Below are 11,555 nucleotides of genomic sequence, written 5' to 3'. Positions count from 1 at the left end.
CAGTGTTTGACCCCGCCGCCTACCGGCGCCGCAACGTCGTGGAGCGCTGCATCAACCGGCTCAAGCAATGGCGCGGCATCGCCACCCGCTATGACAAACTCGCCGCGCACTACCAAGCAGCCGTCACCCTGGTCAGCACCCTGCTCTGGATCACATCGTGATCCACCGGACACGACCTAGGTCGCGACCGAGGAAGCTCCCCGGCCCGATGGTCCGGCACCATCCGCACCCCCGACGATCGCCCGCGCGGCGGTCGCCGAGGTGATCTTGTTTGCGGTCAAGGGCATCGGCCGGGAAGGTGATCATCCGCAGGGAGGGGCGACGCGCCGCATGGCGGCCAGGGGGTGATATGCGAAGATCGTAAAGTGAAGTCGATTTTCGATGTTCCGCTCTCCGAGCTGCGGCGAAGGCGCAGCGCCAAGTGGACCCTCCACCCCTCCGACGTGCTGCCCCTGCCCGTGGCCGAGATGGACGTGCGCCTGCCGTCCAGCGTCGCGGCCGCGCTGCACGAGGCGGTGGACCTCTCCGACACCGGGTACTTCGGTGACAGGGGCGCACTGGTGGAGGCGTTCCGGGGATTCGCCGCGCGGCACTGGAACTGGCACATCGAGCCCGGCGCCGTGACCACCTTCGCCGACGTCGGCGTGGGCGTCATCGAGGTGATACGCCTGCTCACGCGGCCCGGCGACGGTGTGGTGATCATGCCGCCGGTGTATCCCTCCTTCTACCCATGGCTCGACCAGGCCGGAGTCGCCGCGGTCCCGGTGCCGCTGGTCGAGCGGGAACGCGGCGGGCGGATCGACCTCGACGGCGTCGAACGCGCGCTGCGAGACGGCACCCGTGTGGTGCTGTTGTGCCACCCGCACAATCCGTTCGGCCGCATCCACGGGCCCGACGAGCTGCGGGCGCTGGCCCGGATCGCCGAACGGCACGGCGCGGTGGTGCTGTCGGACGAGATCCACGCCCCGATGGCCCATCCGGGGCAGCCGGTCCACCCGTACCTGACGCTGGGGGAGGAGGCCGCCGCGACGGGGATCGCTTTCACCAGCGCGTCCAAGGCCTTCAACCTCGCCGGCCTCAAGTGCGCGGTCGCGGTCGCCGACGCCCAGCGCCACGTGCTCACCCGGCTTCCCGAACAGGTCCCCTGGGGCGTGGGCATCCTGGGCATGGTCGCCTCCATCGCCGCGTTCACCCACGAGGACTCCTGGCTCGACCGGCTCAACCACTCCCTGGCGGCCAACGCGGCCCTGCTCCGTGACCTGCTCGCCGAGCACCTGCCCGGCGTCACCTTCCCCGAGCCCAAGGCGTCCTACCTGGCCTGGCTGGACTGCACCGCCCTGGACCTGGGACCCGACCCCGCGCAGGTGTTCCTCGAACGCGGGCGCGTCGCCCTGTCATCGGGCCCCACCTTCGGCCCGCACGGCGAGGGGCACGCCCGCCTGAACTTCGGCTGCTCTCCCGAACTGCTGGAGCAGGCCGTCGTCCGCATGGCGGGCGCCCTGCCGTGAGGCCGACCCGGGGGCGTCGGCCCTCGCGCGTCATTGATCAGCGAACCGCGGACCACGTAACCTGCGCCGGTGACGGAGATCGTGACGTATGTCGAGATGACGGCCCGTGACCAGCTCGATCCGGCGGTCCGGGTGCCCGATCTGACCCTGGAGCCCCTGGACCGGGACTCTCCGCTGGTCGTCGAGTTGCAGGCCCGGATCGGCGCCCCCTACGGCTGGGAGAGCGCGAGCCGCACCGGGCGGGAATGGGCCGACTGGTTCGCCCGATGCCCGGACCGCGCGTTCCGGCTGCTGAGATTCGAGGGCGTCCCCGCGGGCATGGCCTCCTACGACCTTCGTCCCGGCGGCGATGTGGAGATCGAGACCTTCGGGCTCCTGCCGGAGTTCGTCGGCAAGGGCCTGGGCGGATACGCGCTGACGCTCGCGATCCGGCAGGCCTGGGAACTGGCCCCCGCGGTGACGAGGGTCTGGCTGCACACCTCGTCGCTGGACCACCCGAACGCCCTGCCCAACTACCACCGCCGAGGCTTCCGCACCTTCAGGACCGAAGAAGGCGAACGCGAGATCGAGTAGACGAACGCCCCCGAGAGGCTGCCTTCGGCCCGTTCCGGCGATCACCCAGGGGATCGAAGGCAGCCTCCCGGTCTCAGGAGCCCGTCACTTGAGCCAGAGCATGTAGCCGCCCGGCTGCTCGGTGCACTTGTAGGCGTCGAAGTTCTCCCGCACGTACTGCTGGCCCGCATCCACGCAGGCCCGCTTGCTGCCGTAGAGACCCCACGGCTTCCAGGCCGCCGCCTCGGCGGCAACGCTGAACCCGCCGATCACCATGGCGGCGACACCCGCGCCCATCAGGACCTTCCGAACACGCATCCGCGGCTCCTCTCGCTGGACCAATTGCCGAAGATCATTTCAATGCGGCGACGTCCAGGCGATCACAACAGCTGTCGAGCCGACGCGATGATCTTCGGGGATTCCCGCTCTTGAGGATCGCCCGCATCAGTGCGCGGACGGCCGCCAGGGCGTGGTGCGGCCGGCCGGTCGCTCCGGCTCGTCCATGAGCGCTTCCGGGCACCGGCGGGTCACCGCGCGTCCGGCGCGCGACGGTGGTCTCGCCTTTCGCGGCCTCAGCCGGTGCGGCGCAGCAGGAGCACGGCGACGTCGTCCTCGGCGCTCCGGCGGCCGATGAGGGCCGACATGACCGCGGCGCCCACCTCCTCGGGCGGGCCGGCGTACACCGCCTCGCACAGCCGGGCGATGCCGTCCATGACGTTGCCGCCGCGCCGTTCCACCAGCCCGTCGGTGTAGAAGCACAGCAGGGCGCCCGGCGGGAGGGGGAAGGCCGTGGTCTGCCGGGGGACGTCCTCGCCCCAGCCGATCAGGACGTCGGTCTTGAGGTCGAGGGGACGTGCCGCGGAGCCGGGGACGGCGAGGACCGGCGCGTAGTGGCCGGCCGAGGACACCCGGACCTCGCTCAGGTCGGGGGCGCACACCGCGTACAGCACGGTCGCCATCGCGTCGGGCTCGAAATGCTGCATCTTGCGGCTGAGCCTGGCCAGCACCTCGGCCGGGTCGTCGCTCTCCAGCGCGTAGGCCCGCAGCGCGCTGCGCATGCGTCCCATCACCACCGCGGCCGACAGGCCGTGCCCGGCCACGTCGCCGATGACGACGCCGGTCTCGCCCGAGGGGAGGGAGAACACGTCGTACCAGTCCCCGCCCACGCTGGCCGTGCCGGGACGGTAGCGCGCGGCCAGCCCGGCGCCGGGGACGGTCGGGGGCGCGGCGGGCACCAGGCTGCGTTGCAGCTCCCGGGCGCCGGCGCGTTCGTCCCGGGTGAGCAGGGCGTGGACCGTCAGCGCCACGCGCGCGGCCGCCAGCTGGAGCAGTTCGGTCTCGTCCCTGGTGAAGCGGCGGGTGGTGAGCGTGCCCACGTGCAGCACCCCCACCAGCGTGCCGCCGGCGACGAGCGGGACCCCCAGCAGTGACCGCAGGCCCCGCTGGACCAGGAGCGGGTTGAACACACCGGCGCTCGCCACGTCCTCGATGTAGACCGGACGCCGTTCGGCGGCGACCCGCCCGGCGAACCCCTTGCCCACGGGGACGTGGGCCGCCTGGGTGACCTCCTCCTCGATGCCGCGCGCGGCCGTCGCCTCCAGGAACCGCCCCTGGCGGTCGAGCAGGAGCACCACGGCGGTGTCGACGTCCAGGACCTGGCGGACGCGGTCGAGCAGGGCGTCCAGGAACTCCTCGACGTCCATGTGCGCGAGCGCCTCGTCGGTGATGGCCTGGATGTTCTCCAGCCTGCGGGCGATGTCCGCCAGTGCGCTCAACAGTGCTCCATGCGGCCAACTGTAGTCGCACCGTTCACTATTGGAACACCTGTTCGTGCAGGGAACGCATGGCGGGCGGTCCTCCTGACCTCGGCGGACGTCCGCCCGGCCCGGAACGACCCGGCGGTCACCGGGCCGCGGGCGGCGGCGCGCATCCGGTGACGGGGGTGTCGGGGTCCAGCAGGTCCTCGTAGACGGCGACCTTGTGGTCGACCAGGTCCAGGCAGCGGGACAGCCGCTCCATCCGCCCGGCGATCCGCTCGCGGTGCTCGCGCAGCAGGGCGAGCCGCTCGGCCTCGTTGCCCTCCCCGGCGCGCACCAGCTCGGTGTAGCGGCGGATGTCGGGCAGCGGCATCCCGGCGGCGCGCAGCACCACGCACATGCCGATCCACTCGACGTCGCCCTCGTGGTAGCGGCGGGTGCCGCCGACGGTCCGCCGGACCCGGCCCAGCAGGAGGCCCTCGCGTTCGTAGAACCGCAGGGTGTCGATGCTCAGGCCGGTGCGCCGCGACATCTCGCCGATGCCGATGCCCGGGGGCGGGGAGGACATGCGGCCAGCATAGGACTTGATCTGGAGCCGACTCCAGATCCTAGGCTGCGACGCGGCCACGACGACCGCGAAGGAGCAGGCTGCCATGCGCTATCGGTATCTCGGGAACACCGGCATCGAGGTGAGCGCCCACTGTCTGGGGGCGATGATGTTCGGCGCGGTCGGCAACCCCGACCACGACGACTGCGCGCGGATCGTGCACGCCGCGCTCGACGCGGGGATCAACTTCGTCGACACCGCCGACATGTACTCGGCCGGGGAGTCGGAGGAGATCGTCGGCAGGGCCCTGCGGGGACGGCGCGACGACGTCGTGCTGGCCACCAAGGTCCACTTCCCGATGGGGGAGGGGCCGAACCGGGGCGGCAACTCGCGGCGCTGGATCGTGCGGGCGGTGGAGGACAGCCTACGGCGGCTGGACACCGACCGGATCGACCTGTACCAGGTGCACCGGCCCGACCGGCACACCGACGTGGAGGAGACCCTGGGGGCCCTCACCGACCTGGTGCGGGCGGGGAAGATCCGGGCGTTCGGGTGCTCGACGTTCCCGGCCTCGGAGATCGTGGAGGCGCACCACGTCGCCGAGCGGCGCGGCCTGTACCGGTTCCGCACCGAGCAGCCGCCCTACTCGCTGCTGGCGCGCGGGGCGGAGACCGAGGTGCTGCCCGTCTGCGAGCGGTACGGGATGGGCGTGCTGACGTGGAGCCCGCTGGCGTCGGGGTTCCTGTCGGGCCGCTACCGGCGCGGCGCGGAGGTCGACCTGACCAGCGGCCGTCCCCGGCTCACCCCGCACCGCTTCGACCCGTCGCTGCCGGGGAACGCGGCCAAGTACGACGCGGTGGAGGAGCTGGCCGCGCTGGCGGAGGAGATCGGCTGCACGCTGCCGGAGCTGGCCGTGGCGTTCGCCGCCGCCCACCCCGCGGTGACCTCGGTCATCATCGGGCCGCGCACCATGGAGCAGCTGACCTCGCTGCTGGCGGGCGCGTCGCTGGTGCTGGACGACGACGTGCTGGACCGCGTCGACGAGATCGTCCCGCCCGGCACGGACCTGTACCGGGCCGACGGCGCCTGGACGCCGCCCGCGCTGGCGGACCCGGCGCTGCGCCGCCGCCCGCCGGCCGAACGCGCGGCGGGCTGACCGGGCCGGGGCGTCGCGGCCCGCGACGCCCCGCGCGGGGATCAGCGGGACAGCAGGTCGCGGGCGATATGGGTCACCTGGATCTCGTCGGTGCCCGCGTAGATCTGGAACGACTTGGCGTCGCGGGCCAGCTGCTCGACCCGGTACTCGGACATGTAGCCGTTGCCGCCGAACAGCTGCACCGCCTCCATCGCCACCTCGGAGGCGGCCTGGGCGGCGTACAGCTTCATCGCCGACGCCTCGGCCAGGGTCGGGGTGCGGCCCTTCCTGGCCATCTCGATGTGGCGGAACACCAGGTTCTGCACGTTGAGGCGGGCGACCTCCATCCTGGCCAGCTTGAGCTGGATGAGCTGGAAGTCGCCGATGGGCTGCCCCCACAGCTCGCGCTTCCGGGCGTAGTCCACCGACAGGCGCAGGCACTCCTCGATGACGCCGAGGGCCATGGCGGCGACCCCGGCGCGTTCGGTGACGAAGTTCTGCCGGGCCGAGTCCTTGCCGCTCCCGGAGCCGGACCTCAGCAGCCGGTCCTCCCCGGCGCGCACGTCGTTGAGGAACAGCTCGCCGGTGGGGGAGGAGTGCAGGCCCATCTTGCGCAGCGGCCGGGACTGCTCCAGGCCCGGCATGCCGCGGTCCAGCACGAACGTCAGGATCTCGCGGTCGCGCGGGTCGCGGCCGTCGTCGAGCTTGCAGTAGAAGACGATCGTGTCGGCGTGGGGGCCGTTGGTGATGAACGTCTTGGACCCGTTGAGGACGTACCCGTCGCCGTCCCGGCGGGCGGTGGCCTGCATCCCGCCGAACGCGTCGGACCCGGAGTTCGGCTCGGTGATCGCCCACGCGCCGATCTTGTCGAACGTCAGCAGGTCCAGCCCCCAGCGCCGCTTCTGCTCCAGGTCGCCGCGCTTCATGATGGTCCCGGCGGCCAGGCCGAGGCTGACGCCCATCGCCGACACCAGGCCGGGCGCGACCTTGCACAGCTCGATCACCGGCAGCATGCTCATCGCCGGATCGCCGCCGCCGGGCCGGTCCCCGGACTCCCCGGCATCCCCGGTGTCGCCGCGTTCCTCACGGGCGATGCGGGCCTGGAACGACTGCCGCGCCATCTCGTCCATGCCGAACGTCTTGAACAGGTCGCGCAGCAGGTCGTAGGGCGGCAGCTCGCCCGAGTCCAGCGCGTCCAGCCGCGGCCGGACCTCCGCGTCGATCCAGCCCCGCACCGCGTCGCGGATCATCACGTCTTCCGCCGACCATTCGATCATGCTCGTCTTCCCTTCGGCTCGCCGACAGGGTGCCCATCCAAGCAGAAGATGAAAGCGAGCACTTACCGGGGAGCGGTCACTTGTCGAACGACACCACGTCGGCGAGGATGCCGCCGCCGTCGGTCTGCCGCGACTCGGCGGGGGAGTCGTAGACGACCAGGAGCCTCGGCCCGGCGCCGTTCCCCTCGTCCAGGACCGCGATGCCCTCGGCGTGGTCGTCGCCGTCGCCGTAGGGCAGCTCGCCCACCGGGGGCAGCTCGCCGGCGGGCACCACGCCGGGGGCCTCCAGGTGGGCCGAGCCGGGCCAGCGCACTACCCGCACCGGGCCGTCCAGGTCCATGGTCGGGCCGGTGAGGACCAGCAGGTCGTCGCCGTCGGGGCACAGGTCGCGGATGCCGAGGCCGCCCAGGTCCAGGAAGTGGGTCCGGTACCGCCGCCCGCCGTCGCCGACCGGCAGCGCCTCCAGCCGGTGCGGGTCCCGGGGGTGGGTGCCGAGCCGCAGCTCGATCACCACGGCCCAGCCGCGCAGCACCGGCCCGCGCAGCCCCACGAAGATCCGGTCGCCCTGGGCCGCGACGCCCTCGACGTCGATGCCGTTGTCCTTGCTGGGGATCGGCAGGAACGGCGCCAGGTGCGGGTCGTAGGCGAGCAGGTCGGTGAGGGAGTCGCCCCGGCCGCCCAGCACCGCGGCGGTGCGGTCGCCGTCGGCGCGCACCGGCTCGGGCAGCCCGTCCTCGCCGGTGACCAGCGGCATCCGCACCAGGATGAACCGGTTCTCCTCGCGCACGACGCTGGCCAGCCGCCTGCGGGCCTTGGCGTCGGACTGGCCGGGCTTGACCTTCTTGCGCTTGAGGCTGTGCGAGCCGATCGCCCACAGCCAGCCGTCGCTGCTGGCCAGGCCCTCGATGTCGGCCTCCTCGTCGCGCCCGGCGGGCAGCTCGACCAGGTCGGCCAGCGCCACCGAGCGCTCGTCGTCGTAGGCGGTGACCCGGCCCGCCGCGTCGGTCCGGGCGGTCAGCCGCTCGACGGTGGCGGTCTCGTCCCCGGCCACCCACAGGCAGCGCCCGTCCTGGCGCACGGCGGACAGGTTGGTGTGCGTCTCGGCCTGCCGGCTCTCCATGCCGAACCGCAGCTCGACCCTGCGTTCCACGATCATGCGCAGATGCTCCCATATGTCCGGGTAGGTACCGGACATATGGGAGCGGCCGGCGTCAGGCGGCCAGCATCGCCCGGTACACCGTGTCCCAGTACCCGGCCGTCAGGTCCAGCAATCCGTCGAAGCCCTCGCGCAGCCGCGCCAGGTCCGCCCCGTCCCGGCACACGGCGGCCGCCGACCGCACCGCCCGCGCCGGGTCGATCTTGGCGGCCTCGCAGATGTGCACGTAGAAGTACTCGCTCATCCGGTGGAAGCCGTCCACGTCGTACAGGTCGCGGTAGTGGCGCAGCCCCTCGTACAGCCGTACCGGCGAGGGGTGGGCCAGCAGCTCCTGTGCCAGCAGGGCGCCCTGCACCACGCGCCGGTCGTCGTCGGTGAACAGCGCGCGGCGGCCCTGGGTGAACGCGCGGGTCCCCGGCAGCGGGTCGGCGGCGCGCAGCTCCTCGCGGGTGTAGGGGGCGCCGCGCAACCGCCCGAGCAGGTCGGTCAGCATGTGCTCCTGCAGGAGCAGGTGCGCCTTGGCGGCGTCGCCGCTGCCGTACTCGGTGTAGAGGTGCTTGACACGTTCCACGCGGTCGTCGAGGTCGTCGGCGTGCAGGACGGCCAGCGCCGCCATCAGCATGGCGTCGACGGTGCGGGCGTGGAACTCGCGGGCGAAGACCTCCACCTGCGGGTAGGGGAGCGGCCCCGACATCCAGTGCCGGAAGAAGGCGTTGTCCAGCGCGGGATGGTCGGACAGGCCGTCGGCGAGGCTCTGGACCTCCTCGACGGCGGCGGCGGGCTGAAGGCGCATGGTTCTCCTCGCGGATGTTGGCGACTTTCCGTAACGGCCTCGTGTTCGCAACCATGTTGCGTCGCCGCCCGCCCCGGCGACAGTTCCGATCATGACCGAAGTAGGACAGGTCGGTCACCAGGCGTGTCAAGCCCCGCCGGACGGCGGGCCCCGCCCGCAGGCCGGGCCCGCCACCCCCGATCGAGGGGAGGAACCACTATTGATCTACAACGTAAAGGACGCGGGCGGTGACGCTCACCCGGCCTCCGGGCGGTGCGCCCACCACTCCCGCCCCGCTCCCGGAAGCGTGTGGATCGGGTCGTAGTACTCGTAGCGCCGGGTCAGCGCGTCCGGGTCGGTGGCCTCCAGGCCGGTGCGGTAGTTCTTGGTCCAGTAGGAGATGCCGCGCTCGCGGTCGTACTCGGTGACCTGGTGGACCCACCGCTTGCCGACGTAGGGCACGTCGCACACGATGCGCGGGGTGGCGAACCCCGGCAGGTAGCCCATGATCGCGTGCTGGAGCTCCTGGGCCTCCCACACCGCCAGCCGCCAGTGCTCGCTGGCCGGGATCATGTCGCACATGTAGAGGTAGTAGGGCAGGATCCCCGCCTCGTCGAGCAGCGCGAACGACAGGTCCAGCAGCGCGGCGGGGGTGTCGTTGACGCCGCGCAGCAGCACGCCCTGGTTGCGCACGTCGCGGATGCCGGTGGCGAGCATGGCGCGGGCGGCCTCGGCGACCAGCGGGGTCACCGACTGGGCGGCGTTGACGTGGGTGTGGATGGCGATCTGCACGCCGCGCGCGCCGGCCTTGGTCGCCAGGCGCTCCATCCCGGCGCGGACCTCGTCCTGGAGCCAGTGCTGGGGCAGGCCCATCAGCGCCTTGGAGGCCAGGCGGATGTCGCGGATGTTGTCGATGTCCAGCAGCGCCGCCACGAACGACTCCAGGCGGGGCCAGGGCAGGTTGGCCACGTCGCCGCCGGAGACCACCACGTCGCGCACGCCGGGGGAGCGGCGCAGGTAGTCCAGCATCGCCTCGTGCCGGTCGGTGGGCTTGATGGTGAACTTGTGCTTGTCGACGGTGGGGGTGGAGTTACCGACCAGGTCCATGCGGGTGCAGTGGCCGCAGTACTGGGGGCAGGTGGGCAGCAGCTCGGCCAGCACCTTGGTGGGGTAGCGGTGGGTCAGCCCCTCCACCGCCCACATCTCGGCCTCGTGCAGCGAGTCGCGGGCGGCGTAGGGGTGGGAGGGCCAGTCGGTGCGGCGGTCCGACAGCACCGGGATCATGTAGCGGCGCACCGGGTCGGCGTAGAACGCCTCGGTGGAGGAGACGTCCATGGTGTTGAGCATCTGCGGCGGCACCAGCATCGACATGGTGGCGCGCTCGGTCTGGTCGCGTTCCAGGTCGGTGTAGAACGCCTCGTCGAGCAGGTCGCCCATCACCCGCCGCAGCTGCCGGATGTTCTTGACGCAGTGGACGCGCTGCCACTGGGCCGAACGCCACTCGTCCTCGGTGACGTCGCGCCATCCGGGGAAGCGCCGCCAGTCCGGTTCCACCAGGGGGCGCCGCTGGTAGGCGTAGGGCTGGCCGGGGTCGTCGGCGCGCGGCCGGGTCGTCCCGGACTGCGGGTGCAGGACAGTGGTCATCGTTGACCCCTCCTCGCGATGCGGCATCACAAAAGTCTTGTATATGACCGACGTTACGGGAAGAATTTCGTCTAAACCAGAGTGGACCCGGAAGATATCCGGGTCTCGAATCGGACACCAGGGTCAGGACGGGACGCGGGATGATCGATCGTCGTGGCGGGGCGGGAACCGCGGTGGGGCTGCACCGCGTGCTGGAGCCGGCGGGGGTGCTGCCGCAGGCGGCGCTGCGGTTGGACCCCGATCCGCGGATCGGGCCCGACGAGGTGCGGGTGCGGGTGGAGCGGCTCAACCTGGACGCCGCCTCCTACCGGCAGCTGCACACCGCGCACGGCGGCGACCCCGACGCGATCCGCCGCGAGGTCGCCGGGATCATCCGGGAGCGCGGCAAGATGCACAACCCGGTCACCGGGTCGGGCGGGATGCTGGTGGGGACCGTCGAGGAGGCCGGCCCCGACTCGCCGCTGGGCCTGAAGCCGGGGGACCGGATCGCCACGCTGGTGTCGCTGACGCTGACCCCGCTGCGGATCGAGGACGGGCTGGCGCGCTGGGACGGCCGTTCCGAGCAGGTGCCCTGCGACGGGCACGCGATCCTGTTCGCCCGTTCCATCGCCGCGGTGCTGCCGGACGACCTGCCGGTGCCCCTCGCCCTGTCGGTGATGGACGTGTGCGGCGCGCCCGCGCTGACCCACCGCGTGGTGGGCGGCCTGGCCGACCCGGTGGTGGCGGTGCTGGGCGCGGCGGGCAAGAGCGGGTCGCTGTCGCTGGCCGCCGCCCGCCGCGCCGGGGCGCGCCGCGTGATCGGCCTGGTGCCGACCGCCGAGGAGGAGACCCGGCTGGCCGCCACGGGCCTGGCCGACCGGGTGGTGCGCGCCGACGCCCGCGACCCGATCGCGGTCGCCGCCGCGCTGGGGGAGCCCGCCGACGTGACGGTGGTGTGCGTGGACGTTCCCGGCTGCGAGCACGGGGCGATCCTGGCGACCGCGCCGGGCGGCACGGTGGTGTTCTTCTCGATGGCGACCTCGTTCTCGGCCGCCGCGCTGGGCGCCGAGGGCCTGGCCGCCGACGTGACGATGCTGGTCGGCAACGGCTATGTGCCCGGGCACGCCGACATGGCGCTGGAACTGCTGCGTTCGGTCCCGGCGGTCCGCGAGCTGTTCACCACCAGGGCCGAGGCGGACCCGGCAGGATGACCGGACCCGCCCGGGCC

General features: G+C 72.4%; 11 protein-coding genes and 1 pseudogene. 5 read left to right on the top strand and 7 right to left on the bottom strand.

Annotation, left to right across the window (positions count from 1 at the left end):
- The 3 genes and pseudogenes from HNR61_RS25175 to HNR61_RS25165 all read left to right on the top strand — a co-directional run.
- Positions 1-161: pseudogene (locus HNR61_RS25175) on the top strand (IS5-like element ISMra2 family transposase); the annotation flags it as partial.
- 204 nt (positions 162-365) lie between these two features.
- On the top strand, positions 366-1,508 hold the full coding sequence (locus HNR61_RS25170; RefSeq protein ID WP_220509742.1) for a MalY/PatB family protein: 1,143 nt from the start codon (positions 366-368) through the stop codon (positions 1,506-1,508).
- A gap of 69 nt (positions 1,509-1,577) precedes the next feature.
- A complete protein-coding gene (locus HNR61_RS25165; protein WP_182845611.1) occupies positions 1,578-2,081 on the top strand; it encodes a GNAT family N-acetyltransferase in 504 nt (167 codons plus the stop codon).
- Between the two features lie 84 nt (positions 2,082-2,165).
- Here the strand turns inward: HNR61_RS25165 and HNR61_RS25160 are convergent, their stop codons facing one another.
- From HNR61_RS25160 to HNR61_RS25150, 3 genes are all read right to left on the bottom strand, one after another.
- Complete coding sequence (locus tag HNR61_RS25160; RefSeq protein ID WP_182845610.1) at positions 2,166-2,378, bottom strand: hypothetical protein; 213 nt, start codon at positions 2,376-2,378, stop codon at positions 2,166-2,168.
- 254 nt (positions 2,379-2,632) lie between these two features.
- Positions 2,633-3,835, bottom strand: a complete 1,203-nt coding sequence (locus HNR61_RS25155) for a PP2C family protein-serine/threonine phosphatase (protein ID WP_220509741.1) — start codon at positions 3,833-3,835, stop codon at positions 2,633-2,635.
- A 127-nt stretch (positions 3,836-3,962) separates the two neighbouring features.
- On the bottom strand, positions 3,963-4,385 hold the full coding sequence (locus HNR61_RS25150; protein ID WP_182845609.1) for a MerR family transcriptional regulator: 423 nt from the start codon (positions 4,383-4,385) through the stop codon (positions 3,963-3,965).
- Between the two features lie 85 nt (positions 4,386-4,470).
- On the opposite strand from HNR61_RS25150, the gene HNR61_RS25145 reads away from it, so the two are divergent.
- Positions 4,471-5,520, top strand: coding sequence for an aldo/keto reductase (locus tag HNR61_RS25145; RefSeq protein ID WP_182845608.1), 1,050 nt, complete (start codon positions 4,471-4,473; stop codon positions 5,518-5,520).
- A gap of 41 nt (positions 5,521-5,561) precedes the next feature.
- On the opposite strand, the gene HNR61_RS25140 is transcribed toward HNR61_RS25145, so the two are convergent.
- The 4 genes from HNR61_RS25140 to HNR61_RS25125 form a co-directional block, all read right to left on the bottom strand.
- Positions 5,562-6,776, bottom strand: a complete 1,215-nt coding sequence (locus HNR61_RS25140) for an acyl-CoA dehydrogenase family protein (RefSeq protein ID WP_182845607.1) — start codon at positions 6,774-6,776, stop codon at positions 5,562-5,564.
- Between the two features lie 76 nt (positions 6,777-6,852).
- Positions 6,853-7,932 (bottom strand): DUF3616 domain-containing protein, encoded by a 1,080-nt coding sequence (locus tag HNR61_RS25135; RefSeq protein WP_182845606.1) that lies wholly within the window; start codon positions 7,930-7,932, stop codon positions 6,853-6,855.
- 55 nt (positions 7,933-7,987) lie between these two features.
- Positions 7,988-8,725, bottom strand: a complete 738-nt coding sequence (locus HNR61_RS25130; RefSeq protein WP_182845605.1) for an iron-containing redox enzyme family protein — start codon at positions 8,723-8,725, stop codon at positions 7,988-7,990.
- A 234-nt stretch (positions 8,726-8,959) separates the two neighbouring features.
- The gene (locus tag HNR61_RS25125; protein WP_182845604.1) at positions 8,960-10,348 is read right to left on the bottom strand and encodes a KamA family radical SAM protein; all 1,389 of its coding nucleotides are present in this window, start codon (positions 10,346-10,348) and stop codon (positions 8,960-8,962) included.
- Positions 10,349-10,488: 140 nt separating this feature from the next.
- Here HNR61_RS25125 and kdd point away from each other — a divergent pair, with 140 nt between their 5' ends.
- Positions 10,489-11,538 (top strand): L-erythro-3,5-diaminohexanoate dehydrogenase, encoded by a 1,050-nt coding sequence (kdd, locus tag HNR61_RS25120; protein ID WP_220509740.1) that lies wholly within the window; start codon positions 10,489-10,491, stop codon positions 11,536-11,538.
- Positions 11,539-11,555: the final 17 nt, after the last annotated feature.

This window comes from Actinomadura kijaniata (assembly GCF_014138665.1).
GTDB classification, from domain to species: domain Bacteria; phylum Actinomycetota; class Actinomycetes; order Streptosporangiales; family Streptosporangiaceae; genus Spirillospora; species Spirillospora kijaniata.
Note: the sequence above shows the minus strand (reverse complement) of the source record. Positions and strands in the feature narration are given on the sequence as shown.

Excerpts from the sequence above, each read along its gene's own strand:
- HNR61_RS25160 (WP_182845610.1), bottom strand. The coding sequence starts at position 2,378 with ATGCGTGTTCGGAAGGTCCTGATGGGCGCGGGTGTCGCCGCCATGGTG.
- HNR61_RS25150 (WP_182845609.1), bottom strand. The coding sequence starts at position 4,385 with ATGTCCTCCCCGCCCCCGGGCATCGGCATCGGCGAGATGTCGCGGCGC.
- HNR61_RS25145 (WP_182845608.1), top strand. The coding sequence starts at position 4,471 with ATGCGCTATCGGTATCTCGGGAACACCGGCATCGAGGTGAGCGCCCAC.
- HNR61_RS25140 (WP_182845607.1), bottom strand. The coding sequence starts at position 6,776 with ATGATCGAATGGTCGGCGGAAGACGTGATGATCCGCGACGCGGTGCGG.
- HNR61_RS25135 (WP_182845606.1), bottom strand. The coding sequence starts at position 7,932 with ATGATCGTGGAACGCAGGGTCGAGCTGCGGTTCGGCATGGAGAGCCGG.
- HNR61_RS25130 (WP_182845605.1), bottom strand. The coding sequence starts at position 8,725 with ATGCGCCTTCAGCCCGCCGCCGCCGTCGAGGAGGTCCAGAGCCTCGCC.
- HNR61_RS25125 (WP_182845604.1), bottom strand. The coding sequence starts at position 10,348 with ATGACCACTGTCCTGCACCCGCAGTCCGGGACGACCCGGCCGCGCGCC.
- kdd (WP_220509740.1), top strand. The coding sequence starts at position 10,489 with ATGATCGATCGTCGTGGCGGGGCGGGAACCGCGGTGGGGCTGCACCGC.